Genomic DNA, 25,760 nt, shown 5'->3' with positions numbered 1-25,760 from the left:
CGTCGAGCTCGCTCCTGCCACCCGTCTAGATCGGCGTACGTGGCGCGTATTGATCGAAGTGATGTTTCGATAGTCATACTGGAAATTATCGTCGTAATTTCCGATTCAATCGGTAATAGCACACGTGAATTCAACGCCCGGGAAACGGTTCTTCACCGCAGACCGTGTAAACCGTCACCTCGCTGGCCTCCGCGCTGAGGAAACAGGTGCTCATAGCTTCCAAGTGGCGCGGCTGTTGAAGCGTCTAATACGGCTTGCCATGGAAAAGGGACATGACGAGACGACGGTAGAAATGTCAGATCAGGCGAGGCACTGCGCCTCGATTCCTGGCATCCCTACGAAATAGCTTGATCACGGTCCAGCGCTTGAAAGGCGAGCGAATCCTTGCCAAAGCTACCCCGGCCCGAGCCCACAAGCGAGCTGGCCTCACAGTCAGCTGAACGACTTTGCAGACACCCCCTCACCACTATCGGAGCGGAACATGCCGGATCTGCAACTCGAGGGCAAGATCAAGCAGGCTTCAGGCCAAAAATCGAGCCTGCATCCGGCCGGGCGATCGCAACTTATTCTGCACACGGTCTACTATCCGTTCGCATTTTGACTCACGAAACTGATCCCATTTCAGGCCAGCCAGAACCGCAAATCGATGACTGAATGAGTGCTTTCCATCTAGGAACGACACAATTCACGTCCATTCTTGCTGTGAAATCGGCACCTCCAGATAGCCTTTTTGGCCCCGCTGGGACGGGTTCGAGCTTTGTCCAAATCAGCATTCCGAACAACACAGCTTGTTGGCACGCAATATCCTGATCTCGACAACCGGTGATATACCGTCCACCGTGTCGATGAACCTGCAAACGGCTTTCAATCAACAGCTCCGGTCCTGCGTTACGCAGCCTCGTCACGATTTACTCACGTTTTTGACCGACAACCGACCACAAATCATGACATATCAAGGGGCCCCAATCGGCACCTACTTCCCCGGAAACTAGCGGTTCTTGGCGGTGAATGACGACTGTTGGCATAAGGGTCCTGAGTTTCTCTTGGTCGCTGGTTCGATTCCAGTCCGGGGCACAAAAAGTACCTCTGACCTGCGGTTTTACTGTTTTTGTCAGGTGCCCGGAAGTACTAAATCACGTTCTACTCACGTTTTTGAACGAAAAGTTGATCACGTTTTTGCCCTACCGAGGTCCGATTAATCCATACTTGTTGTCACATTTTTCAACTTGCGGGACAGAAAAACCCCTAGAATCCGCGACTTTCCGAGTCCACGTTGTTTCAGCCGGCGACTCCCAAATATTGGGCCTCCGATCGCAGTTTCCCGGCACAAAGTACGGTCCGTTGGTCAATAACTTCCCTCGAGACTGCTGGCGGCCCGGCCCAGACGACTCAATCTTTCTACTCTCGTCAGTCGGCAGTACTGCCGTGAACCACCAACCCAACCATGGACTACGGTGGGTCCATTCCAGCGCATTTAGCCTGCGGCCGACACGACTCTCAGCTTGCCCTGCACGAGGATCCTTAGCGCGCGGGCCACCACCGGGAGTTACTGGCAGACTTAGTCTATGAATCTGAACGAACGCATCACGGGCAAACTCGACGCAGGCATTGACGCCGACGTGTTTGAGCGGTGTGCCGTGGCCCTGATGGCGAACCACTACGAGAATGTGGTTGGTATTGAAGGCGGCAGTGATGGCGGTCGTGACGGCGACATCATTGCTCCCATTGCTGACGATCCGGACTCTCGCGGGCGGATTTTGGTAACGACAGGCGACTCCCTGAGTAATCTCAAAAGCAGCCATAAAACGTGGAAAAAATTCTGGGATGCGGGCGAGACATTCCGACTGGATCTGCTTGTGATGATTACGTCCAAGAGTCTTTCGGATACCAAACGCCGCAACATCGAGGCCTACTGTAGAACCAATAACTTCCCGGTGCCGCGCATCTATGCAAGGCAGTGGCTTGTTGAGTCTCTGCGCCGAGACTCGGATCTCCGCGTTGAGCTGACGGGAATCCAGGGTCGTCTTGAAGCACTGACGACGAAGGCACCCGAGCCTTCGTCGACGTTCACAGACCTGTTCGGGCGCGACGAGGAGTTGGATCACCTGCGCGCCGCGGTAGCGCGGACGACCGATGTCGCTTTAGTAGGCGTTCCAGGGGTTGGCAAGAGCCGTATGCTGGCGGAGCTCGAAGGTAGTGTCCACTTCATCGACCGCCTTGCCCGCGACCACCTTGCCGACGACCTGTTCGCCATAGATCCCACGACCGTAGTGCTAGACGATGCCCACCTTCATCAGGAGCTCCTTGAGCAGCTGGTTAGCATTCGCAGCAGGGAACGGTTCAGCTTCACCATAGTCGCCGCGGCGTGGCCAGGAACCGAGGCGCCGGTAGAGGCTCTGCTCAACAAGCCGACGCGAGTCGACGTGGACCGCCTACCGCGAGCCGCACTCGATCAGATGATCCAAGCGCTCGGAGTCCACGGCGTCCACGCGCGCACGCTGGTACTCGAGCAGTCCGATGGGCGACCAGGCTGGGCGGCCATCCTTTCTCGTTTGGTCGTCAACGGTGCAGGCGACGATCTGGCAACCGGTCAGTCGCTTCTTGACCAAGTGGCGGGCCTCGCTACTACTATTGCAGGCAGCGCCGTACTCAATGACGCGTTGGCCTGCATCGCCGCGCTTGGAGCAGCCTCTCTTGAGGACATCGAGATTATTGCAAGCCATGCTTGTGTCCCGTTCGCCGACTTGATCGCCTGGCTAGAGGTCACCGCTCAAGGAGGTCTCGTGGAGCGGACAAGTGACAAGTGGTCTGTGCTCGCTCCGCTCCGCTCACTCATCGTCGCATCAACCTTCTTCGGGGTACGAAAGCGAAGGAGTTGGGCCTCCTTCGCCATCAAATTCCCACGTGATGAGCGCTTGGACAGTGCAGTCCTCAATGTGGCCAACGATGTACCAGATACAGGCGTCAGGGCAATGGCCGATGCATGGTTCTACAACACATCGGCAAAGGAGATCGACGAGATTCCACTTGCCTTGATCGAGGTCTACAGTGGCATCGACGAGACTTCAGCTGACCGCGCTGCCGTCCTCGCCCGCGCTGTCCTTGACTCGCCTCGTGAGCCTCAGACCCTATACGGTGGTGTGACCTACGACCCCTCCGGCGCTGCTGCAGAGAAAATCCTTCGCACCGCTTTCCGCCGTTCATGTTCTCGCGAGGCCACTCACGGGCTGCTCGACCTCGCAGTCAGCGACGACCGGCCTCGACACCAGCACCCCGACCACCCGATGCGGGTTATCCAGGACATGGCACACTACTTAGACCCTGATCAAGGGCCCGTTGATACCTTGCGCGACCGCATCTTGGAATATGTCGTCGAGTGGTTCGATGAAAATCCCAACGTGACCCGGTGGCAGGTGCTCGCAGAGGTCACACATTATGTCTTCGACCCCCGCGTTGACGGCAACTGGGCTGATCCAAGTAGCCACCTCAGCCTCACCATGTCACAGGGCATGATGTCGTCGGCGGCCATGGAATCATTACTCGAACACTGGAGCAAGATCGATTCCAGAGTCCGGGGGCAGGCAGCTTCAAGCATCACTCATAGTGCAGTGGTACAACTCTGCGAAATCTTTGATTCATGGTCGGCGATTGCCGTAGGCATCACGAACCATGCGGGCGATGCCTCACCCGAGCATAGAACTGCCGGCGCTAGGGGAGCCGAGCTGGTGCTCAGCACCCTGACGGTGCTAGCCAGACGCTTCACGGCGGTGCCGATTCGGGTTAATAGACGACTCGCCCTCGTCTCTGTCTGGAACGGCGGGCCCACAACGCTGGAGGAGCTCCCGGTCGACGACGATCATCTTGGCCGCTTCGTAGGAGTGCGAGAACCTGACGACGACATCGACGGTTGGATGGCCGACCGTCGGAAGCAGTTGACGTCCCTGGCACGAGACCTGGATAAGCTAACTGCTGCCGAAGGCGTCACTGAATACCAAAGGCTTGTGGTTGAGGCATCAGTTCTCGATGGCAACAATGAGGGAGCTGCGTTCGCGAGCACTCTCGCCGAGCAGGTGGCCAACGCTGGCGCATGGCTGGAAGCCGCTATTAAGGCAATCGCCCGCCCCCTCGTTGCCCCGTTGATCACCAAGGCCCGCGCAGGTGGTGCTGATATCGATGATTTGGTTATGTCGGCGATCGAGGTCCCCGAGCTACGGCCCGAGGCTCTGCGCGCAATCACGCACGAAGACTGCGAACTGGATGATCTAGCGCACACTGTCATCGACGGTCTAACCGACGATGACGTCCCGCTTATCGGCGACTTGTGGATCCATGAGTCCGTGACCCCAATCCTGCGTGAACTACTCATACACACACGCACATCAGTACGTGCCTTAGCTGCCGTCGCCTTCGGAGAGGGAACACGGGGTCGTGGACCGGAGGTGCCCGAGGATCTCAGGCCCGTCTGGCGGACGGCGCTGGTCGGGGCAGCTCCCGACCAGCTGCCACAGCACTCAAGTTGGCGCCTCGGCGAGATACTTAAGCACGCCTTGACCACTGATCCCGAGCTCTGCGCGGACTGGTTCATCGCAAACGCGGAAACGACTGGGTTTTCTTCGCGTGCGCGCCGACTGGTGAAGTCATTTCCTGATGCGTTGAGGAACCTTCCGCAGGATCAAAAGCGGCGGATCGTCACGACGCTTGATGCCGAGACGCTGATCCGCAGTGGTTACGCAGGAGACGTCCTTGGTACCGACACGAAGCTTGCCAGTGATTTGCTGGCGGAGGGCGTTGTGGATGGAGAGGACCTTCTCAGAACGATGTCAGGCTATCGCGATCACACCGTCATAGCTCTCGCGCCGGCTCTCATGGCTGCACAAGTTTCTCCATAACGCATCGTCGCTGCCGCCCTTGGAAATAGCAGCTGGACCGGGAACGAGTCGGATGCGATTCTCAGTGATCTCGAGTTCTTCGCAAAGCTGCGCGAGCAACAGCCCGCGCTTGACGAAGTCTGTGCATTGGCATCTGAAGTACTAGGCAGACAACTCGGGGCCGCACGTGCGAGGGAGAAGCAGGAGCGGCGTCTCGGCTGGTAGAAAACCTGCAGGCACGTGAGCGGTCGCAGCCTATTCTGTGCATCAACCTTTTTAACCGTTCGCAGTTTGGTTCACGAAATCGATCCAATTTCGAGTCCGTCAAAATAGCAAATCAGGGGCCGCACGGAAGCTGTTACGCATTCGGATCACTGGCATTAATGGGTCGCCTTGGAAACGTCACGATGAAGCAGTTCTCAGGCCACATCGGGAAGATTGAACACCCGAGACAAATCGATCCCTTGAGACGCAAAGTATATTGGCATGCTAGGTCCCGCACTTGACAACCAGTGACATACCGTCGACGATGTCGATGAACCTGCAAACGGCCATCAAACAGCAACTCCACCCCGACGCTTCAGCGCTTGGTCACGTTATACTCACGTTTTTCAACGAGAACCCATGGCAATCCTTGGTATGTCAAAGGGGCTCCGTTGTTCCGCACTCCCCCGGAAACACAGTGTATTTGGGTTAATGGATGTTGTTGGCATGAGAGTCCTGAGTTTCTCTTGGCCGCCGGTTCGAGTCCGGCCCGGGGCACAAAAAGGGCCGCTTACCTGCGGTTATGTTCCGCGGGTCAGAGCCACTTTAGAGGCAAAAACGGCCTAGGCCTCTTGCGCGCAAATTCAAGTCGGCCAGTCGTCTCGAAAGCGCACAAATTCGATCCGAATTTTGGATAGAGTCACTTCATGACTTTCAAACTGGAACCAGCCGCTGCAGCGGCTGCCAAAAGCTTTCTCAATGGCACAATGACACCTGCTGAAGGCCTAGTTCTGCATCTTGCGATCGGTTCAAGAATGCAGATGAAGCACGTGGCCGAAGGTGGCCAATTCTTTAGGCTCGCAAGCAACGCAGCGTGGCCCGGTGGGTTAGCCGAAACAATAACGGCCCTAATGTTTTCGCCCTCTGACGGGTTCAATTGGAAGCCAAACTATACTGATTATTTTAAAGCCGTTCGGAGTAAAACCGCAGGTCAGTGCGGCGAGGATTTGCGAGTGTTCAGTGCATGGGACCAGACTCGTGGCAAAAAGGCGCGCGGTCACGGGACCATAAGCGACGTTGATCTATTCGTGCATAGAGATGGTCTCGACATTGGTTTCTGGCGCCATTTTTGCACTACTCTCCCTGAAACGTTTAAACAGCTTTTGGACAGTCCTTTCAAGGCGTTCGGTTGCCAAGTAAAGATGCGAATGGACTGGCTGGAGGCCCCAGATGACGGACACGACGCTCTTCAGTGGTCCTACTTTGTAGAAGCTGGAACCTACAACCTTGAAGGTTTCCTCGCCGAACCTAAGTGGCTCCCCCATCCTGTCGATTTGTTCCTAGTCGTAAAGATCGACGCCGCTGACGGCACGGTAAATGCTCGGGCGCGACTACTTGATCGATTGGCAATCCAGCAGCAGATCCTAAACAGCGTCCGCCGACGATTCGAAAACGGGGTAGAAACTCTCGCGTTTGGGTCTCAAAAATTTTCGTTTGGTGACTGTGTGGCGTTCCCGCCTGGGACGGGAGCCAACGTTTCCGAGCCCTTCACGCACCTTCTGAGGATGGAAGTTCCACTGCCTTAGGTATGATCCACTACGACCATAGATTCAGCTGCATGGACTACATTGAAGCCGCATAGCCGCCGCAAACCGGCTCAAACATTGCAGTATCTCGGACCTTTTCCTTGGGGATGACCACTTTGTTCAAGAAAAAACTAGCGGCCATAGCCGCTGCCCTGACTCTCGGCGGTGCCGGTACGACCCAAGCCACAGTCAACTGCGGACCTGGCTATGTCCCTGACGTCGGTGGCAACGGATCAGAAATCTGTTTCCCGGCCGGGACTGGAGGGGTTCCCGGCGGCGGCAGAGACAGCACCGAGGGCGATTGCCAGGGACGTGGCATTTCCGGCAATGCTGGCGGTGTCAACAGCGACAACAACCCGCCATCGCTGCTGCCCGTGGTGCTTTCGCCGGCTTCGAACGGCAAGGCCGTGGATCGGCTTGCTGCTCCCGGCCGGTACACCACCGCCGTGAATGGTTCTCGCTCCGGCTATCCATGCCCGGACAGGGTTGTCTACCTTGCCACTGGCACGAACTGCCCCGATGCCCCGGTTGCGGCGATGGAAGTAGGACCGCTGCTACTGACCCCGCCCGGTGTACTGCCGGCAGCGACTGGGGATAAGATCGAGCGGCTCAACCCAGCCAAGTTCGCCGTCGGCGGCACCTATGCGGCGTCCAACACCGTATTCACCGCGATTAGGCAGATCGTGCCGAACACGGTCAGCTGCTCCGGGACCAACCGTTGCGCGACCTCTCGCGCCGTCGTCACTCGCGCGTTCTCGGCGACAGCTTGCATCGCCACTGGCGTGGACTATCCTGACGCGTTGTCTGCATTCGGTCCCCGCCGGTGCCCCGGTCGTGCCCGTTTACAGTTCAGCTAAATCATTGGATGCGGCAACCACTTCCCTGCCGATCGGCCTGCGCGTGAAGAGAACGGTGATTGCCGACGGAACTGGCGTGGCCTCGACCGGAGTGGAAAAGTCCCTGAAAGCGCTTGGCCCTTCCTGCCTGCTCGCGACCAGCCCAAATCTCAACCCCGGTTTAGCTAAGGCTGCTAACAGGGTTTGTTCGGCCACCGAATTCGGCTGCCCCGATGCGCTGACCGGCTCTGCCATCGCAAGAGCCAAGATGGAACCCTTGTATGTGGTCAATCCGAACGGCATCCTAGCCAGCAACAACACCTCCTAAACCTCCTAGGGCACCTCCTCGGAGGCGCCAGCGCACTCGGCACCGGTGTGAACAACATGACCGCCTGTAAATATAAAGCCAACCTCAAAGGGGCTAGACACATGTCTGGATATCGAATCCGTTTTACAAACAACCAACCATGCCCAGAGTGCCGGCCTGGTACGTCTGATGATTTTGTTTCTGCAGAACTTACCGATGGGATAAATGACGACGGAAACCTAGAAGAGTGGGCAACCGGCGACAACTGTGGCCACCGTCTATTGCGCGAAGCCAGATTCCGCACCAATGCTGCCAACGCGACTGAACAATTCACAGGTGTACTTCCGAGCTAGAGCAATATGCTCTCGGCACGGACGTCTCTCACTGGGTGACGCCCTCCCATATGACATACATTTAGACCAGCGCGGCTGATTCGACAACATGGCCCTGGACCACTCGCCGAAAGATGGGCGAGAACCGGCCCATTCCAACGCGATTGCCTTCCAGCTAGCCAGGCTCCTATCAGCTCAAGGTCCCGCAAGGGGAACCCCCTTACGGGACATGGAGGCGATGCATTCTTCTCCGCGTTGGCGGTAACGTACGTCGGATCTGAGCGCGTCCCTGGCAACGTGGCTCTATACGGCTGCGTAGTCGCAGATTATGCTCGGGATAATTTGTACTCTTCTTTCGCAATTCGTTATCAATCCATCATGGAGGTCGTCAATGCCTCGCAATCGCGGTCCTCTTCGTGAACAGTCTTTCCTCATTTTCAGCATTGTCGGCGGCATGCTCATCGGGATCCTTGTGGTGCTTGTTGTGCCGGCGATTTTCGGGAATGGTCGTGAGGTCACGCCTGGATTGTTACTGCTCGTCGTCGTTGTCACGCTGGTGGTCGCTTCTTTTACGCTTTTATCGAGGAAAGTCATTGGGAGGCGGCTGGTTGGAGACCGGTTCGAGGCGGCCCTTCGTGAGCAGGATGGCAAATGGCGGCATGGTCGTATTACAGTTGGCTACGGTCAGCTGAGTTTCCAGCCTTACTTCTGGCAGGTGCGCATACCCAGCGGTGCCCCGGTTGAATTGGAAGTCAGCGAGCTCGGCGAGGACACGGGGCGACGGCCGCGTCTGCGCAATATTTGGTCTATGAATCCTCAGCTACATATCGTGCGGGTTGTTACTAATCGTGGGCTCTGGGAGTTAGCAGGGTTGCCAAGTCAGATCGAGGAGTTGAGAACGCGGCTAAGTGAACCCGAGGCAACAGCGCACAGATAAAACCCGGAATTGTCAACGGAAGACCACCTAACGTTTGGTCGACTCAATTCATGGTGCGTTTATGACTGGTGGAAACCACTAGTTTTGCTCGTAGGCCACCCGCGGATTATGCCCTCACACGTTGAGTTCCCTCGTCGCTACGCGCAGGCGTTTCGGCCTTCGATGACAGCATCTGAATAGACGCGGAGGCCGCGGTCTGCGTCAAACTAGAACTAATCGCCGTAGCCCGGTAACAGTGAAGAAAATCGACTAGCTGGTGGCCGCTACCTGAACGATTCTCAGCGCCGTGGCCACAACCGGAACCCCAACCGGGACAGTGGGTATAGCGTGAGGTCATCCGATTCGTAGGGTGCCATTTTTACCCCGATGTCATTTGCGTGAAGGATCTTTCCTTGACACGAGGGCCATGACGATAAGGCATACGACAAATAGGGCGGCGTAAATGCCTCTAACGAGTGCGCCACTTCCGATGAAGATCATCACCATGCTGAGAGTTGCTAAGCATCCGAAGCCAATTTTCCATGCTTTCAAAATGTTCTCCAAAGCTCATATTCTCCAGTGGACACTGGATGGCCTACAAGGAGAATGGTGAACGGGACATGTTTTAAGAATGCATGCCGTCGGGATGATGCGTGGTTACCTTTCTAGCGAGTTCCACGGCCGTCGCGCTCATTTCGTCCGATAGCTTGAGAACGTCGTACATGCCTTCAACTGTCCGGTCTCCACTGTTGGCGGTGATTCTGGTCCCGCCGTCGATTTCATCGGCACGAAAGTGGACGCCGGTCACGGATTTCAGGTAACGAGCAGCATCCTTGTGGAACCAGGCTCCACCTGTCCAGTCTCGCCCGATCTTGACCCACACGTCTTGGCCATCCGTCGTTGTGCTGAGCCCCGGCTGATGGAGCTCTCGGCTAAGCGAATCAAGAGCGACGGCGATGGGCAAACCGGTAGTCCATTGTTCCGAGTTCTTGAACCGCTCCCCAAGGGTTCGGAACTGCAGCAGAATCCACAGTCCAACCATGTTGGGCCACAGAGCAGTTGTCACAAGGGCTTCTGGCCCGGCCGTAAATCCGAAGACGACGGCGGCAGCTCCGAACGCGGCTATGACGGCTAAACCTATGCGCCGCCACCGGCCAGGAAGCAGCACCATGCCCCCTGCCTTGCCTCGGCCGTGGGCTAGGTAGATGCCTGCGCTCAACGTGAATAGGGCTTGGAGGCCATATAAGACTGCCAACGGAATATCAGCCCAACGGTCATGACCGGAGGCAAAGACCATGAAAACCGACAAGAGTCCCAAGGCCATGATGGCCAGCCCGGCACTGGTTCGTATCCGTTTGTCCCGCGCTGAAGGCTGCATAACTACATGTCAGCACTTGGCTCCGCATTTGTCGACTTCCTCGCAGGTTTCTCTTGGATTTGCACTCAAGCGCGGTTGATGGCCATCGGCTCTTTACTCCGTCCGATTACGGATTACGGAACCTCTACGGGACGGGTCCGGCTGCCTGATCGCGGCACAGAGGGAGTGGTCTTGGGCTGGCGGCAATAGTTGTTTTGAGAGCGGATCATTCTTCGGATGTGGATGCCAGAAATCTGCTCGTGCGCCGAAAATCGCGAACCAGAAAAAAGTTGCCGGCGATCGAGAGGGCCACGGCGATCAGCATGACCCAAACCAGGGGATCTCCCCGGCGGGCCCAGTTTGCCGCTAACGACGTGAACAAGAATAAGTTGCTTGGCAACAGAAGAAGTTGTCTGACCAGGCTCTTGCGTTGCTGTATGGCGCCCGCCCGGGCTACTGAAAGGTGTGCTCTATCGACGGGTGACTTTCCTGCGATCTGGCGGTTGATTTGTTTCCGCTCTTCGGTCTCCAACGGATACAGAATGTCTGTCCGAGGCAGACGTGCTGCGGGAGCCACTTTCTTGGCGTTGTAGATCAGCCCGCCAATGGTGGCTCCGACCGCGGCCAGAACGAACCCGAAGGCCACATACGATGTCCAGTCAGAGAGCATGCCGCCGAAAATTAGCAGACCGACCCCGGTTCCGGCCACTACCAAAACGAGCACGCCGGCAGGAAAGTACCGGGTGTAATAGGTCCTTAGGGCTTGGCTCAAGCCGAGGTCTTCGACATCGTCGGCATTTCTCTTAGCCCGCGACCAACGGTCATTGGACTCTGCCAAGAGATCATCGATCCCGCTCATCGTCTTCTTCCCAAGAATTCCGTCAAGGCTGGCCATGCCAAGAGCACGGCCACGGCCGCCATTGGGCCAATGTTTATATCCTGACCCATTCCCTCCCATATCCCAATGATCCAGGTCTGCTACTTTTCGAAGAACCCACTGAGCCGGCTTGCTGGGACGTCATTGGTCCGGGAAGTCGTGAACCAATGTCGGGTTCGAGCATGCCTATCTCAAGTGTCCGGGAAAACTTGGCAACGAGTCCTTTGCTGATAGTTCCCAGTCCGCACGAGCAACAGCTCCCAGGTAGCGACCACCTGCGCATAGAATTCCTCTTCCAAACGCGACATCCATGCTTCAACCAAAGCAACATCGACGTTGTACCAACCACGGATAGACGACACACAGGACGTACCGCTCGAGGACTATATCAAACATAACCTTCTGACAAAAAATGTGCCCTGGGGCTGGGTGAGTGATCGCAAATTATTCTGCGCACCAACCTCTTTACCTGCTCGCAGTATGGCTCACGAAATAGTTGCTTTTCCGGGTCAGTCAGATCGGCTAGTCGGGGACTGTCCAGAAGCTGCTACTCCCTGTATCGCTAATATTCATGCTCATTTCTGTCCTGAGAACGTCACCGCCATGCAGTTTTGAGACCATGCTGGGACGGTTTGCTGCATGGTGCGAATCGGCGCTCTGGACAACAATGCTTGTTGGCACGCAACAGCCCGTAGTCGACAACCAGTGACATGCCGTCCACCGTGTCCATGAACCTGCAAACGGCCATCCAACAGCGGCCCCGACGCTGCGTTACACAGCCTCGTCACGTTTTACTCACGTTTTTGAACGACAAACGACCACACATCATGACATATCAAGGGACCCCAAACGGCACCTACTCCCCCGGAAACGAGCGGTTCTTGGCGGTGAATGACGACTGTTGACATGAGACTCCTTAGATTCTCTTGGCCGTCGGTTCAATTCCCGCCCGGGGCACCAAAAAGTGCCTCTGACCTGCGGTTTCATTCTGCAGGTCAGAGTCGTTAAAGGCCAAAAACGGCCCAACTCCCCCTTTACTCCCCCAATTCAACAAAACTTTCTTCAGAAATCACTCCCCCTTTTCAGCCAAGTGGACTCTCCCTTTACACGCGACACGGGTTGCCCCGAAGCCCAAGGGTCCTCAAACGCAGGCAGACGGGGGCGGATACACACGCTAATGATCAGACATACGCTTAGGAATGCGCCGCTCGCCGGATTCCCGGTGGGCAGGCCTCCTCGCTGCTGGCCGGTCCATAAGAATGCTGTGCAGCCCAAAACCGTCAAACAGTGGCTGGCGCCTGGCATCGCCGCTTTCCAAGCATCAACCTACTATCCCTTGTCACTACCCAGTATTGACCTGCGCTTCCGGGGAAGATGCGGAACAATGGCAGCTACTAAACACTCTCCAGTTTGCGTTGATTCTGGAGAGTTTGTTGAGGGTCGGTTGGAATTGTCACTTGCCAATCTGTGGCCCAGAACACGCTTACAGCTATTGATTGCTGTATTCAGACTCTTCAGCGATTTGCTCGAGAAAATCAACACTCTCAACTTCAAAGGTCGTCTCTATTCCCACGGCCTCAAGCAACTCATATCCGTTCAGCCTCTCTCACAGTTGTGCCAGTTGAATTTTTTGAGTGATGCGTAGACCGCCGCGTTCGGGCGGTTCGTGGGAGAACCTTCGCAGAACGATTTGGAGTTGATCCGCAGGCACAGGGGTGAGCACAGCCGGATTGGGTTTGCCGTGCAGGTCGGGACGGCCCGGTTCTTGCGGGCGCTTCTTGCCGACCCGCTCGATGTGCCATGGGCTGTGGTCGATTACGTTGCGGCGCAGCTCGGGATCGCGGATCCCTCAGTGGTCAAGCCATCCACCGAGCGCGTGAAGACAGCCAAAGTCACCGCACGTGCCGTGCCTCAGGGAACATACAGGACCCTGCCGGACCAGACCCACGAGGCATGTGCCGATGCGCTCGCACCGCTGCTGATCGATTTTCTGATCACGACTTCGGAGCACTGACTGTCAGCCGGGTCAAGCCGTGCGCGCCGCTTCGGCTCCTCCGCAATCCCACGCATGCAGAAGGGTGTCCTCACCTGTGAGTCGATGTTAGCGTTGAACCCACATGAGACAGAGGAGTACGGTCATGGCGAAGAAGAAATACTCTGGCGAGCAGCAGAACGCTCGGCTTCGCATCTACAACGTCGTCGCGGGTAGCCTGCACCTGTTGCAGGCCATCGCCTTCACGATCATTCTCACCATGCTGAGCACCCAGGTTCTGTTCCCCGTCACGGCGGATTACCTGGCCGGCCCACCCGGTGCCCCCATACCGCCGGAACGCGTGACAGTGTTCGAGATCAACATCGGTGTCGGGGTCGTCGTTTTCCTCGCACTCAGTACCGTCTTCCACTTCCTGGTCTCCAGCCCGTGGTTCTTCGGCCGCTACAAGAATGGACTCAAGCAGAACCACAACTATTTCCGCTGGACCGAGTACGCACTCAGCTCATCGATCATGATCTGGCTGATCCTGGCCATCAACGGGGTCACCGATATCGCAGCCTTGTTCGCGGTCTTCACAGTGAATGCCGCGATGATCCTCCTCGGCGCCCTGCAGGAGAAGTACGAGAAACCTGGCTCCGGGGGGATGCTGCCCTTCATCTTCGGCTCGATGGTCGGGAGCGTGCCCTGGATCATTGTTCTGATCTATTTCCTGCGTCCCGGAAGCGAAAGCGACGTTGCCGCGCCCAGCTTCGTCGTGGGCATTGTGATTTCATTGTTCCTCTTCTTCAACACCTTCGCCGTCAATCAGTGGCTGCAGTACAAGCAGGTCGGCAAGTGGAAGAGTTACCTGCAGGGCGAGCGCACCTATATCACCCTGAGCCTGGTGGCCAAGTCGGCCCTCGCGTGGCAGGTGTTCTCGGGAGCCATCGTTCCCGCATTCACTGGCTGACTCGTCTGCCTGAATCGCCAACACCCTGTGCCTCCTCGTCCTTGTCGAGGCTTGGTCGATTTCGGGGCAACTGTCTTGGAATACCGATTATGCCGAGAAAAACGTTATGCCGCATGACCGCCCTCCCCCATTTCCGTCCACGCACGGTCCGGTCCAGCCCGACGGGACTTGGTGGTTCACCACGTTGGAGCCGATGACATGGCTAGCCAGCACGCGCGCCTTGCCGCACAACGCTGGCATTATTATCAGCGGCCCGACGTCAACCCAAATAGTAGAGTCCCCGCTCGGGGACAGCGGTAAGCGAGCTCACCGTCGTCGTTCTTCCGGCATGCCAACGGCGGTCATGTGGTTTCAGTGTCTTTGCGCCATGGAAAGGGGAACGTCCATGTTGAACAGGAGCATCTGATGAGCGAGCAAATTAGCCATGTCCCGTCCACCGCAGCAGTCGCTGAGGAATGGCTGAGCCCACGGGACATCTGCAAGGAACTTCAAATTCCGGAGCAGACCTTCTACCAGTGGCGGGTCAAGCACCTTGGTCCACGAGCTCACCGCATTGGCCGGCACCTGCGTATCAGCCGCAGCGACCTCAATGAGTGGCTCGCAACGACGGAAGATCACTTTGCCTAGAGCACGCCTGCCGTTGGGCACGTGGGGTCAGATCACCCGCATGCAGCTCAAACCCAATATTTGGCGTGCCCGCGCCACGTTTCGCTCCTTCGACGGTGTCGTGCGCAGGTACGAAGCTTGGGGCGCCTCTGGGCCAAAGGCTGAGACCTTACGCGCGGGTTGCCCAGCCAATTTTGCTAGCCGCTTCCGGGCAGAGGTGCCACGCGGCTGGGCGTCAAGTCGACGAATCGAGGCGACACATGTGGTAATTTTTGACCAACACGACCGGTTCCGCCCCTAGGGGTCCAGTGCCGGTCTTTACTTTTCTCTGTCGATGAGCGTAATTTGATGGATTCGAAGCCGCGCAAAACAGATTCTGAGCAACTGGATGTCCTCCGTCGGCGAAACATACAGGTCGGCGTAACCTGCCAATCAGGTGCTGGCCATTTTGAATCCGCACCCCGCCATGGCGAAAAAGCCCTGCTGCCCGGGGGCTGAGCCGTCAGTCGCCGGTTTGGTTCCCTTGGGACATCCAATAGTCATTGATCGCCTGGACAGCCTGCTCCTTCGTCATTCGCGCAACGACTGCTTCATCAATACCAGCAGTGCGAGTGAGTTGCCAGACCAGCGCCAGGGGAATCGCCGACTCGGGTACGGACGCAGTACCGCGCGCAGGTAACACCCCATCCTCAACGCAGGCCCAAAACAAATCGTCTTCGACCGTGAGCTGGTCTTGGAGAACGTGGTTCCAGATCGACGCTGAGTACGTTGTCCGGTCCACCGGGCGTGAAATACGCGTTCGCAGGATCCGCCCGTCCTTCAGCGCAAGTCGGTATGTTGTGTGGTGTCGCACGGGCTTCCCGCGGGCATTCACCACCAATTCCCACTTTTCGGTCACACAGAATTTCTCGTGGTCATCCCGACCACCGAGCCGACGGACGCTCACGCCACGGAACCAGTAAGCCAGGTGGTCAACTGTTCATCCGTGGATAGATCAACGAGCTGGACCAGCGCCCAATTCTCCCGATGGTTTGGGGCGGCATACAGGTGGTCTTCCCAATCTTCTGCATAGTCCCGCAGTGCGTCCACGAAGTCTTCTAGGGCCTCACCTAGCTCCGTGGCTTCGGCGGCAAACGGCTGCCCAGACATGAAAACAGCCCACGCCCCGTCCTCATTCACGACCTGAACGTTCGGCGCGACCGTTAACGCCAAAAAGCGACGCAAGCTCTCACCATTGACCACAGCTGCCGGAGCTCGATCCGGACGGCTGATCGTAGACAATCCACCCCTTTCGCTGGAATCTAGGATCGCCTTCAATGACTCCCGCGCCTGGGTAAAACCGTAAACGCGTCCGCCGGCGCTCTCATGTGTAGGGGTACTCATACAGCCCATCATCCATATGTACATCACGTACGTCAAGTACGTAGGCGAAGAATGGTCAAGTCCAGGACGCCTGGACTTGAGGTCATCCTCGACCACCGACCATTTGAAGTCGGGTGTCAGCAGTATTGAAACGGCCCAAAGGCCACCCATCTGCAACCAACGAAGTGCCCGCTTCCGGCGCCAGGCGTAAAATAGGCAGCACAGAAGTTGGCATGGACAGAGCACGACGGCCAATCACCGGCGAACCTGTCCACGCCGATAGTCGCAGCCGAAATCCAGTTGACGTGAAAGCGAGCGCAAGAGGCACTCCCCTTATTACTCCCCCTTTTTAAACCAAAACAACCGCCATCTACGGCATACCATCGCCTTTGAAATCACCCAAAATTCGCTAGAACTCAATGTTTTTGAGGGTCAACGACAGCCCGCCATACTCATGAGGTTAGATTCTCTTGACCGCCGGTTCGAGTCCGGCCCGGAGTACCAACATGGTCCTGGTGACCTGCGGTTAGGTTCAGCAGGTCAGAGTGGTTTGAGGCCAAAAAGGACCCAGGTCACGGTTTACTCACGTTTTTGAACGAAAAGTTGCTCACGTTTTTGGCATGATTTGGGGCGGAACTAGGCTCGATTTCTGCTCACGTTTTTGAGTTAGAATTCTACCATTTTCATCGTCTATCACCAGCCCTCTAGGCATCCGAGCCACCGGCCGATGTCATGACACCAGCTCCCGATTCCCCTTGCCAGCAGCACAGCGTAGCGTCCGGATCCCGCTTCAAGCCCACCAGCCTTGCCACAAATTGAATGGTGTCCAATTGACTGCACAGGCCTTGAGAAACCCGACATCCTGTGAATGCTCGACCGTTCCCGTATTCGTGACTCACGACTAGACGTAAAGCCGTCCAAATCCTAACGTTCGCCACGGACGCCAATTTGACGAACGCCGTCACGCAGCCTCCTCGACATGACTTCAAATTCGTGACGCTAGTCGGCATCCAGCCAGAACACCTGAGCACCTTCCTTGACGAGTTCGCCTTTTGGTTCAACCGCAGACACTCACACGCCCCCGGCATGATCTTCTACCGACTCCTGCAAGCCATGGTTCAAGAACCCTCGGGAAGGGCGCAAAGGTCTTGCCATAGGACTTTCCCCAACACCTTGCCGACCATTGTTGGCGGCCATGAAAAACTGCCGAATGGTGGCCATGAAACTGCCCACTCTTATTTTCTAGCATCGCCGTGTTCTTAACGGAGGGAGCCTCTTCCTGGGGTTTGATGTCGGTGTCTAGTAGCACCAAATCAGGAAGAGGCTCTGTAAGAAGTCTGACGGAGAAACCATGGACATTCTTCAACCGTACGATCTTACGAAGTCGTTTCGCGCCGCAGCGCAGCTGACGGGCTGGTCGCTTCGGTGACCTCATGGCTTACATCCAAGGCTGCCTGCGCCTCCGCTATATCCGCTGTACCGTGTACTACCAAGACCGGACAACTTGCGTGTTCGGCGCAGGCAGAACTCACGGAGCCCAACAACATTCCTGTGAATCCACCGCGACCACGCGAGCCAACTATGAGCATCTGCGCAGATTGGGCGGACTCGAGCAAGGCTTGGGCTGGTCTTCCACGAACGGATACTCCAGTAAATCCTTTCGGCGGGTTGTCTCCGAATGCCTCGTGCGTGGCGATCCTCAGAATCCGGCGCGCATCCTCGTTCGGGTCCCAGTCCGGACTGATGTACGTGCCGAACATGGTCTCCACATGCCATGCGGTGACAGCTGTAATCGTGGCGTCAAGTGAATGCGCCAGCGTCTGTGCCCACTTCAGTGCCAAGACCGACTCGGGAGACCCGTCTACACCCACCACAATGCGCGCACGCTCGTGGACTCTCTCTTCTTCCATGGCTTCAACCATCTTTCGACTCTTTCACGTTTGATTCCTGCAGTTCCGGCCGCGAGGCACCTCCCAGAAGGGGCTTGATCCGCTCAGACTTTCCACTTCGCTGCCCGACCCACTTTAATGATCAACGCCGGCGAAGGCAGCTGCACAGGGTCAAAAGTCCCTAACGTTCGATTCACGATAGTGCCACCCTTGGGACAACGGAGGAGCCTTTTCTACGTTTTAGATCCCGTAACTCGGGATCAGATCCACCCCGTGAGGACGGGAGGACAACCTTGAAAACCCACCATCATCATCGGAGGCGACGGACGCACCTCGTCCATTAGGGCTCTGAGCGAAGCCGTATGGTTGGCAAAATATCTCCTCGCACAGGTGAAAGCCTTGATGTTCTGGAAGTATCCAAACGCCTACATAGTGCCCTACGCAGTGGGAAAATTCGATTTTGATGGGGCTTCACAAAAGAACCTCGATGATGCAGTTGAGACTGCATTTGGATTGGGCAAGCCAAGGAGCCTCACATCCCAGCTCGTGAGCGGATCACCCCCGGCCCATACTGATTGGCGCCAGCACAGATGCCACACATCATGTACCAGATGTTGGTCCTGGCACTGGCGGGGCTGCTTCTTCAAAGAAGTAGTGAGAATCAAACGGCACAAGGCGCCCTCGAAGGCGCCTGAACTGGCTTCGGGCAGGGGTGCTCGGCGCCAACGACGGTATCGTCTCCGTCGCCGCGACGGTCGTTGGAGTCGCGGGTGTGGCGAACTCGTCAACCCCGATTCTTGTCGCGGGAGTCGCTGCGCTAGTTGGTGGCGCCATTTCGATGGCTTTGGGTGAATATGTTTCCGTTAGCAGCCAACGCGAAGGTCAGCGGGCATGATCGAGAAGGAGCTGAGCGAACGCGTCGAGGACCCGGACGCAGAATTGGCTGAACCTACGGGGCTCTATCGGGCTAAAGGTCTCAGTCCCGCCACAGCGGCGCAAGTGGCCGTTGAGCTGACGGCCCACGATGCCCTGTCCGCGCACCTATCTGAAGAACTCAATATTAGCCAAAACGAGGTAGCCAATCCGTGGCAGGCCGCATATGCCTCGGCGGTAGCGTTTACCGTCGGCGCGGTTTTGCCCTTGCTCGCTATTTTGCTGCCGCCAACCGAGCTGCGGATCCCTGTGACGTTCATAGCTGTCCTGCTGGCTTTGGCCCTCACGGGTACTCTTAGCGCCGCCATTGGGGGCAGCTCCAAAATTACTTCGGCGCCTCGTCTGGTCATTGGCGGTGCTCTAGCACTAGCGGCGAACTGTGGCATCGGCAGCGTCCTCGGTGCAAGCGGTTTAATTTAGCCGCCACCAAGAATCACAATACGGACTCCGTCACCAGGATGAAGGGGATGCCTGGCTTCAGTTGTTGCCCTGTTGTGATGACAAGCTCATCGACGCTAGGAACACCGGTTGACCTCCTCCCCGACGGTATCAACGTCCTCGGGACTTATCGTGACGTTTGAACGGCCACCGTTGCAGGACTGTTTGGCGAGAGGATAGCGCCAGTCATTGCCGCCCGCCCGGCAGGTAAGAGTTCGGCGCAAGCCCACACCCTTCACACCTGAACCAGTAAAATAGGGAGCGTTTCCCTCAAGCTGTCCTCCTGACTTTTCTAGTGAAGGCACCGGCAAAGTGCGCCTTACAGCCGTCCGAGAATATCTTCAATGCAATTCCAGCGAACCAGACAGTACCCTTCCGGATGATGGCAGTCATGCCCACCATGCACGGCCCACATTGTCTGGCGGGCTCCCCTGCCAAATAGCTGAGCAATTTTGCTATAGCCACCAAAACGCATTCCTCGGATGAAGCATGTGGCCCACGCCCACATCTGGGTGGACTCCTTTCTCCAACGCGCCAGACGGGTGCACACGGTAGTTCAGCGGTCTGACCCACCGGCCGTGTAACCGCCCACCTGAACGACACCAACAGCGAAAAGGTCTGTGCCAGCGTTGGTCACGATGCGGGCGAGACAGGCATCTCCTTCGACTTCCATCATCTGCTGCGCGCAATGGCGGGAAAACAAAACGGGTCATTTTCCAGGTTCCCGCTCCGATCGTGCTGATCGGAACTATGGCGCAGCAGCAGGAGGCAATGCGCGCCACACGAGCAAGCGTCTCACGTTTCACGACACATGTGGGACGGGCCTTTGCCGCCTCATTGACTCACGCGGCTGCGCCTCTCCAAGAGGCAGTGCGATGCTGTTGACGACGGTGTTAGACTCGCCCAATATATAAGATTCTGGTGTCTGGCCCACCTTGACCCTGCAAAAATCTTGACGCCCGGCCACGGTACCCGTCACTGCGGACACGACCGCCGAGGTGGTCTATATGCACATCGGCAATGCGGATACCCTGGGCCCCGCGCAGCAGCGGCCACCTGACAATGAGTATCCAGACAATGGCTAGGTGGCGGCATGGGCAAGCATCGTCTTGTTCTTGAAATTGTTGGGCTCGCCTTCGGCACCATTGGGGATCAGAACAAAATTACTGAACAGCAGCTGCCGGCCCTGATCCTGCGCTGCAAGTTTGCGTCACGAGGAGTATACGGATCACGGCCCGCGCATCTGGTAATCTCTGGTTCGCATACGAGCCGGCGTCTTGGTCCGGGGCGCCACGGCAATAGCCGTCAGCCAGCCGAAATTTGATGGTGGGTTTCACACCAGCTGCCGCTGATCACCCTCGTGATAGGTTGCGATATCCTTCCCGTTCCGGTCTCTGCGACTACGCTCCAGATGCGGGGTCCCTTCGCCCGGAGTGCATCGTTCAGTCCAGACCGTTCATCGAGCGCTCCACGAGGCCCCGTGCCATCGTGTGGCCCCCACCATTCAGAGCAAAATGGACTTTCCTAGCATCAAAGCCACCTTAGTTTTTCCGGTGGACTGGGTAATCTCCGCAATAATTACAGCATCACTTATCTGCCGTTTAGATTCCGAACGGGCTTTAGCCGCGAAATAGGTTGGCGGGGCAAACTGCAAGTGTTGGTTCTCAGGAGCGGTCGATCTCCGCCGGTGTTCCCATCTGCGCACGCATACGGGTAGCCGCACCACGCCGGTCTGAAGGCTTGTTCTGCCCATTCATCACAGGAGGGGCCGCCTTCTGAGGAAGCTCATCTGGACACTTGTTCGACACTGCCATTGAATTTTTTTCTTTCAAAGCACCAACACCATCCGTTAAAACCTGGATGATTTAGCCGCCGCAATCGGGTTTTGCTTCTGCGCCGCTTCTGCTGCTGCGATGACCGGGACGGTACGCAGAAAGCTGTCGGGGTTCAGCGAGATGGAATCGATGCCTTCCGCAACCACGAATTGAGCGAACTCAGGGTGATTGCTGGGTGCCTGCCCGCATATCCCGATCCGGATGCCTGCGGCATGGGCTCCGGCTATCGCCTGACTAATCATGGTCTTGACGGCCTCGTCCTGTTCGTCAAAGAGCGGGGCGAGTATGGCCGAGTCCCGATCTACACCGAGAACAAGCTGGGTGAGATCGTTTGAGCCGATGGAGAAGCCGTCGAACTTGGCGGCAAACTTTGGCGCCAGAATGACGTTGGAAGGGATTTCACACATCATGTAGACCTTGAGCCCGTCCTGACCACGAACAAGTCCGTTTTCGGCCATTACGGCCAGGACCCGGTCCGCTTCAGCAAGTGTCCGGCAGAACGGCACCATCACTATGACGTTCATGAAGCCGCACTGGTTACGAAGGCGGAGGATGGCCCGGCATTCCAAGTCAAAACCGGCCCGGTAATGCGGATCATAGTAGCGCGATGCTCCACGGAATCCGATCATCGGGTTGGATTCCTCCCCTTCAAAGACTGAGCCACCGATCAAGTGGGCGTACTCGTTCGTTTTGAAATCGCTGAACCGTACGACTACCGGCGCGGGATGGAACGGTGCGGCTAACTTGGCAAGGCCGCGCGCAAGGGTTTGCACAAAGTAGTCTGAGGAGTCGGCAAAACCGCGCGTCAGTTCCTTGATCTTGGCCCGATCCGCCGGATCCGTGACCCGTTCAGGGTATGCCAGTGCCATCGGGTGCACCTGGACCATGTCATTAATGACAAACTCCATGCGTGCCAGCCCGATGCCCTTTGCGGGCAGGCGCCACCATTTGAACGCCGAAGAAGGGCTGGCAAGATTGAGCATGACGGACGTCCGCGTGACTGGTAATTCGCCGAGGTCCACATCGTCCTGGGCACTCGCCAAAAGTCCCTCATAAACGTGGCCTGTGTCCCCGTCCGCGCAGGACACCGTGATGGACTGCCCATCCACAACCACTTTGGTGGCATCAGTTGTCCCGACGACGGCTGTAATCCCCAGTTCGCGGCTGACGATCGCCGCATGGCTGGTTGCCCCACCCTTGTCAGTGACGATGGCCTTGGCACGCTTCATGACCGGGACCCAGTCCGGATCTGTTTGTTCGGCGACCAGGACAGCGCCGTCCACGAAATTGCCGATGTCCGCAGCACTCTTGATCACGCAGGCGATGCCAGAGGCTATGGAATCGCCCACCGCAGCGCCTTCTACCAGCAGCCGCCCTTCTTCCGTCAGCCGGTGCGTGCTCATCACGGTACCGCTCTTGCGCGCCTGGACGGTTTCTGGCCTGGCCTGGACAATGAACAATTCCCCGCTCATCCCATCCTTCGCCCATTCCATGTCCATGGGTCGTCCATAATGGTTCTCGACCTGGACGGCCCACCTGCCCAGTTGGAGGATCTCGTCGTCGTTCAGGCAAAACGAAGTCCGTTCAGCATCGGTGGTGTCGACCATGCGCGTTCCCGCGCCGCCGTCGGAGGAGTAAACAAGTTTGCACCCTTTTGAACCAAGTAACTTTTCGATCACGGGCGAGAACGCTGGCATGCCCAGAATCGGTTTGAAGACAACGTACTTGTCCGGGTTCACCATGCCTAGGACCACTGTCTCACCGAGTCCCCAGTTGGCGCTAAGGACAGCGGCTCGAGGGAAGCCGGATTCGGTATCGAGGGAGAACATGACGCCGGCAGCCCCTAGGTCCGAGCGAACCATGAGCTGGACTCCCACTGACAGCGCCACGTCCAGGTGCCCGTACTTCATGATCTCCCGGTAGCTGATGGCACGGTCGGTGAAGAGCGATGCGTAACAACGTCGGCAGGCATCGAGCAGCTGTTCCTCACCCCTGACGTTCAGGAAGGTTTCCTGCTGTCCGGCGAAGCTGGCGTCAGGCAGGTCCTCGGCAGTGGCGCTGCTGCGAACTGCGACGGCGGGATCTTCGTGCCCGGTGCGCACGGCCAGCTCGCGGTAGAAAGAACGGATTTGCGTGGTTGTCTCGGGCGGGAACTCACCAGCAAGGATCAGTTCACGCACCTGGTTCCCGATCGATCGCCAATTGGTGCCTGCAGAGTCTTTCGTGGCGAGGATCTGCTCCAGCCGTGGCGCCATGTCGTTTTCCGCGATGTACGTCCGGTACGCGGCAGCTGTGAGGGCAAAACCGCCGGGCACCCTGACACCGTCGGCAGCCAGGGATCGGATCATCTCTCCCAGTGAGGCATTCTTTCCGCCAACGTAGGCAACGTCCTTGATGCCGACGTCCTCAAGCCAAACAACACTCTCTTTATCCACAGTAATCAGGTTTCCTTCGCATCTTCGCTGTTCTGCTCCGTGGGGCATTCCCAAGCTAGGTGCCCACGTCACGAGTCAACTCCCTTGGGTCAAGTCCGGGTAGGGGCCAAAGTCCCACTGTCCGACAAGCTTTCCACGTGGGGGCCACTTCGGGACGAAGGGACCTCTGCTCTACTGGCAAGGAATAGTCCCGCACTCACTTAGATTAGGACCCGACTGCAACCAGCGAAGGAGCTATTTGTGCCTGCACGGTCCTTAAAGGAACCGTGCCTCCTGTCTTCGAGTCGACTTTCCCTGAGGAACAGGCAGATCCGTAGCCGGAGGGCGACTAGTTGCTACTCAGTGTTCGAAGCCGCAGATTTTTCGCATGGATCTTCACTAGGGCGAGGGCGAGCAGGCGCCTCGGCGCCAGCGTGTTGTCCCAGGTACGAAGTTGTGCGGATGGTGCATGAGCTGCGGCAGACCTGCCGCCACTGCAAGATCTGCCCCCCGCTTTGCAGAGTGGGTCCGTGACAAAGACTCTGCGCCGCTGCCAGAACCCGCTTATCCCTAAAAGTCCACAGCGCCCATCGAATGTTGGAACCACAACGCCATGGAACCCAAGAACCATTCGCCCTTGTCCACCTGCACTGCTCAAGAGGAATCTCTTTGAGGTTCCCAGCACAATCTTACGTTTGGTACCCGCTGAGGGAATTGAATCGATATAGCATCCAACGGCGCCCCATCACACCCTAGTCCGTGTTCACGTCCAGCCATGGGCCATCCAGTACTGGCATCGGGGACTTTGGACCCTATTCCCCTAGGGTGGAGCAGACGTAATATGATCTGCATGAGAGCAAATCCGTTGGCACCAAAAGTAGAAAATCTTACCCCCGGGCAATGCTGGAAGGTACTTTCTGAAACGTCCATTGGACGGCTCGCCGTCATCGTGGACGGACGCCCCGACGTCTTCCCTGTGAACTACAAGGTAGACGGGCAGTCCCTCATCTTTCGAACAGGTGGCGGCAGAAAGCTCGATGCACTCCGCCACGAAGCATGGGTTGCGTTAGAGGCCGACGCCGTGAGTGGAGAGTTCGGCGTAGCGTGGAGCGTGGTCGTCAAGGGCCATACCGAAATCACCGCCTCAGACAGCCAGGTTCTTAACACGGCAAGCAAAGGCATGTTTCCGTGGCAGGGAGTTGGAAAAGACCAACTCGTACGCATCGTCGCTGAGGAAGTGACGGGCAGACGCTTCACCCTTGATGCTTCCATGACGTGGAATGTTCCCTTGGATGACACGATCCGGGCCGGGCTCGAGTAGGACACCTGAAGCGGCCCCTTGGCGGGTATTTCAGTCACTCCATGTTCGGCAACACGACGTCCCGGCATGCCGGTCATCGGAGTCGACATGTTTCATTACTGATGTCTCACTACTGATCGCGCTAAAGGCTCTCACCATCGTGGCCCATATTAACGACCAGCACTGGACAGTGCGCATGGGCCACGCACGCCTGGCTGACTGAGCCCAAAAGAAGGCCGGAAAACCCGCCATGCCCCCGCCGCCCAACCACTAACATGTCCGCACCATCACTGAGCTCAATCAGTTTCTGTCGCGGCTGGCCCCGGACCAAACTCGTGGAGACTCTATCCGGCAATGGTGTCCCGAAGGTGTTCGAGACGCTGTCTTGGAGGAGTTGGCGGGCCCTGTTTTCAAGATCCGAAGCACTCGTTGAAGACTGCCCGGCTGCGAATGTTGAATCGCTCCAGCATGTCACCACATCGAGCCATGAACCAGTTGCCTTTGCGACACGTTCGGCTTCCCTGAGGGCTACTATGGACTCTGCGGACCCATCGATTCCGACGACAATACGGCCAGTTTCCTTCTCTTTACCCATGGTGCAAGCCTTCCGTTGGTTGAGCTGTCTTCTGTGATCAATACTGACGCCCTAGGTCAGCGCCGTCTAGGGTCCAACGTCACCAGTCCTCTTTATGACGACAACCCTACTCAGCTACGGAACACGGGACCGAGGTGCCTCCCACTGCGTCGGAAGCACCTTG

The 25,760-nt window shown here is 57.2% G+C and carries 16 protein-coding genes and 3 pseudogenes; 12 read left to right on the top strand and 7 right to left on the bottom strand.

What is annotated here, in order from left to right:
* The first annotated feature begins 1,565 nt into the window (after positions 1-1,565).
* The 5 genes from RY113_RS14540 (at position 1,566) to RY113_RS14520 (ending at position 9,070) form a co-directional block, all read left to right on the top strand.
* Positions 1,566-4,889 (top strand): ATP-binding protein, encoded by a 3,324-nt coding sequence (locus RY113_RS14540; RefSeq protein ID WP_315915137.1) that lies wholly within the window; start codon positions 1,566-1,568, stop codon positions 4,887-4,889.
* 890 nt (positions 4,890-5,779) lie between these two features.
* A complete protein-coding gene (locus RY113_RS14535; protein WP_315915136.1) occupies positions 5,780-6,658 on the top strand; it encodes a hypothetical protein in 879 nt (292 codons plus the stop codon).
* Between the two features lie 107 nt (positions 6,659-6,765).
* Positions 6,766-7,515, top strand: coding sequence for a cell wall-binding repeat-containing protein (locus RY113_RS14530; RefSeq protein ID WP_315915135.1), 750 nt, complete (start codon positions 6,766-6,768; stop codon positions 7,513-7,515).
* Between the two features lie 4 nt (positions 7,516-7,519).
* Entirely contained in the window at positions 7,520-7,822 is a 303-nt protein-coding gene (locus tag RY113_RS14525; RefSeq protein ID WP_315915134.1) for a hypothetical protein, read from the top strand.
* 702 nt (positions 7,823-8,524) lie between these two features.
* Positions 8,525-9,070, top strand: coding sequence for a hypothetical protein (locus RY113_RS14520; protein ID WP_315915133.1), 546 nt, complete (start codon positions 8,525-8,527; stop codon positions 9,068-9,070).
* A gap of 604 nt (positions 9,071-9,674) precedes the next feature.
* Here RY113_RS14520 and RY113_RS14515 read toward each other — a convergent pair.
* Both RY113_RS14515 and RY113_RS14510 read right to left on the bottom strand, forming a co-directional pair.
* On the bottom strand, positions 9,675-10,427 hold the full coding sequence (locus RY113_RS14515; protein WP_315915132.1) for a hypothetical protein: 753 nt from the start codon (positions 10,425-10,427) through the stop codon (positions 9,675-9,677).
* Between the two features lie 205 nt (positions 10,428-10,632).
* Positions 10,633-11,301, bottom strand: a complete 669-nt coding sequence (locus RY113_RS14510) for a hypothetical protein (protein WP_315915131.1) — start codon at positions 11,299-11,301, stop codon at positions 10,633-10,635.
* Between the two features lie 1,648 nt (positions 11,302-12,949).
* On the opposite strand from RY113_RS14510, the pseudogene RY113_RS14505 reads away from it, so the two are divergent.
* The 3 genes and pseudogenes from RY113_RS14505 to RY113_RS14495 form a co-directional block, all read left to right on the top strand.
* A pseudogene (locus RY113_RS14505) lies at positions 12,950-13,192 on the top strand (DUF4158 domain-containing protein); the annotation flags it as partial.
* Between the two features lie 229 nt (positions 13,193-13,421).
* Entirely contained in the window at positions 13,422-14,225 is an 804-nt protein-coding gene (heR, locus tag RY113_RS14500) for a heliorhodopsin HeR (protein WP_315915129.1), read from the top strand.
* 405 nt (positions 14,226-14,630) lie between these two features.
* Positions 14,631-14,852 (top strand): helix-turn-helix domain-containing protein, encoded by a 222-nt coding sequence (locus tag RY113_RS14495; protein WP_110106147.1) that lies wholly within the window; start codon positions 14,631-14,633, stop codon positions 14,850-14,852.
* A 481-nt stretch (positions 14,853-15,333) separates the two neighbouring features.
* On the opposite strand, the gene RY113_RS14490 is transcribed toward RY113_RS14495, so the two are convergent.
* Entirely contained in the window at positions 15,334-15,729 is a 396-nt protein-coding gene (locus tag RY113_RS14490) for a cytotoxic translational repressor of toxin-antitoxin stability system (protein ID WP_211315119.1), read from the bottom strand.
* A 44-nt stretch (positions 15,730-15,773) separates the two neighbouring features.
* A complete protein-coding gene (locus RY113_RS14485) occupies positions 15,774-16,214 on the bottom strand; it encodes a hypothetical protein (RefSeq protein ID WP_315915128.1) in 441 nt (146 codons plus the stop codon).
* A 987-nt stretch (positions 16,215-17,201) separates the two neighbouring features.
* Between RY113_RS14485 and RY113_RS14480 the strand changes: the two are divergent.
* Positions 17,202-17,456, top strand: a pseudogene (locus tag RY113_RS14480) (hypothetical protein); the annotation flags it as partial.
* A 113-nt stretch (positions 17,457-17,569) separates the two neighbouring features.
* Here the strand turns inward: RY113_RS14480 and RY113_RS14475 are convergent.
* Positions 17,570-18,115, bottom strand: coding sequence for a universal stress protein (locus tag RY113_RS14475; RefSeq protein ID WP_245932159.1), 546 nt, complete (start codon positions 18,113-18,115; stop codon positions 17,570-17,572).
* A 658-nt stretch (positions 18,116-18,773) separates the two neighbouring features.
* Here RY113_RS14475 and RY113_RS14470 point away from each other — a divergent pair.
* Together RY113_RS14470 and RY113_RS14465 are read left to right on the top strand one after the other, a co-directional pair.
* Positions 18,774-19,435 (top strand): annotated as a pseudogene (locus RY113_RS14470) (VIT family protein).
* A 1,111-nt stretch (positions 19,436-20,546) separates the two neighbouring features.
* Positions 20,547-20,777: a hypothetical protein gene (locus tag RY113_RS14465; RefSeq protein WP_315915127.1), complete on the top strand. Its 231-nt coding sequence runs from the start codon at positions 20,547-20,549 to the stop codon at positions 20,775-20,777.
* A gap of 525 nt (positions 20,778-21,302) precedes the next feature.
* Here RY113_RS14465 and ppsA read toward each other — a convergent pair.
* Entirely contained in the window at positions 21,303-23,723 is a 2,421-nt protein-coding gene (gene ppsA / locus RY113_RS14460; protein ID WP_315915126.1) for a phosphoenolpyruvate synthase, read from the bottom strand.
* An 829-nt stretch (positions 23,724-24,552) separates the two neighbouring features.
* On the opposite strand from ppsA, the gene RY113_RS14455 reads away from it, so the two are divergent.
* Entirely contained in the window at positions 24,553-25,023 is a 471-nt protein-coding gene (locus tag RY113_RS14455) for a pyridoxamine 5'-phosphate oxidase family protein (RefSeq protein WP_110106245.1), read from the top strand.
* A 121-nt stretch (positions 25,024-25,144) separates the two neighbouring features.
* Here RY113_RS14455 and RY113_RS14450 read toward each other — a convergent pair whose 3' ends face one another.
* Positions 25,145-25,597: a universal stress protein gene (locus RY113_RS14450; RefSeq protein ID WP_110106143.1), complete on the bottom strand. Its 453-nt coding sequence runs from the start codon at positions 25,595-25,597 to the stop codon at positions 25,145-25,147.
* Between the last annotated feature and the right edge of the window lie 163 nt (positions 25,598-25,760).

It is taken from the genome of Arthrobacter sp. lap29, from assembly GCF_032458965.1.
GTDB classification, from domain to species: Bacteria; Actinomycetota; Actinomycetes; order Actinomycetales; family Micrococcaceae; genus Specibacter; species Specibacter psychrochitiniphilus.
The sequence above is the reverse complement of the archived record's forward strand: the minus strand, read 5'-3'. Positions and strand labels throughout refer to the sequence as shown.

Bases quoted from the DNA above. Each gene is read 5' to 3' on its own strand.
- RY113_RS14465 (WP_315915127.1), top strand. From the start codon at position 20,547: ATGGGCAAGCATCGTCTTGTTCTTGAAATTGTTGGGCTCGCCTTCGGC.
- RY113_RS14510 (WP_315915131.1), bottom strand. From the start codon at position 11,301: ATGGCCAGCCTTGACGGAATTCTTGGGAAGAAGACGATGAGCGGGATC.
- RY113_RS14475 (WP_245932159.1), bottom strand. From the start codon at position 18,115: ATGGTTGAAGCCATGGAAGAAGAGAGAGTCCACGAGCGTGCGCGCATT.
- RY113_RS14530 (WP_315915135.1), top strand. From the start codon at position 6,766: ATGACCACTTTGTTCAAGAAAAAACTAGCGGCCATAGCCGCTGCCCTG.
- RY113_RS14515 (WP_315915132.1), bottom strand. From the start codon at position 10,427: ATGCAGCCTTCAGCGCGGGACAAACGGATACGAACCAGTGCCGGGCTG.
- RY113_RS14535 (WP_315915136.1), top strand. From the start codon at position 5,780: ATGACTTTCAAACTGGAACCAGCCGCTGCAGCGGCTGCCAAAAGCTTT.
- RY113_RS14540 (WP_315915137.1), top strand. From the start codon at position 1,566: ATGAATCTGAACGAACGCATCACGGGCAAACTCGACGCAGGCATTGAC.
- RY113_RS14450 (WP_110106143.1), bottom strand. From the start codon at position 25,597: ATGGGTAAAGAGAAGGAAACTGGCCGTATTGTCGTCGGAATCGATGGG.
- RY113_RS14520 (WP_315915133.1), top strand. From the start codon at position 8,525: ATGCCTCGCAATCGCGGTCCTCTTCGTGAACAGTCTTTCCTCATTTTC.
- RY113_RS14455 (WP_110106245.1), top strand. From the start codon at position 24,553: ATGAGAGCAAATCCGTTGGCACCAAAAGTAGAAAATCTTACCCCCGGG.
- RY113_RS14495 (WP_110106147.1), top strand. From the start codon at position 14,631: ATGAGCGAGCAAATTAGCCATGTCCCGTCCACCGCAGCAGTCGCTGAG.
- heR (WP_315915129.1), top strand. From the start codon at position 13,422: ATGGCGAAGAAGAAATACTCTGGCGAGCAGCAGAACGCTCGGCTTCGC.
- RY113_RS14485 (WP_315915128.1), bottom strand. From the start codon at position 16,214: ATGAGTACCCCTACACATGAGAGCGCCGGCGGACGCGTTTACGGTTTT.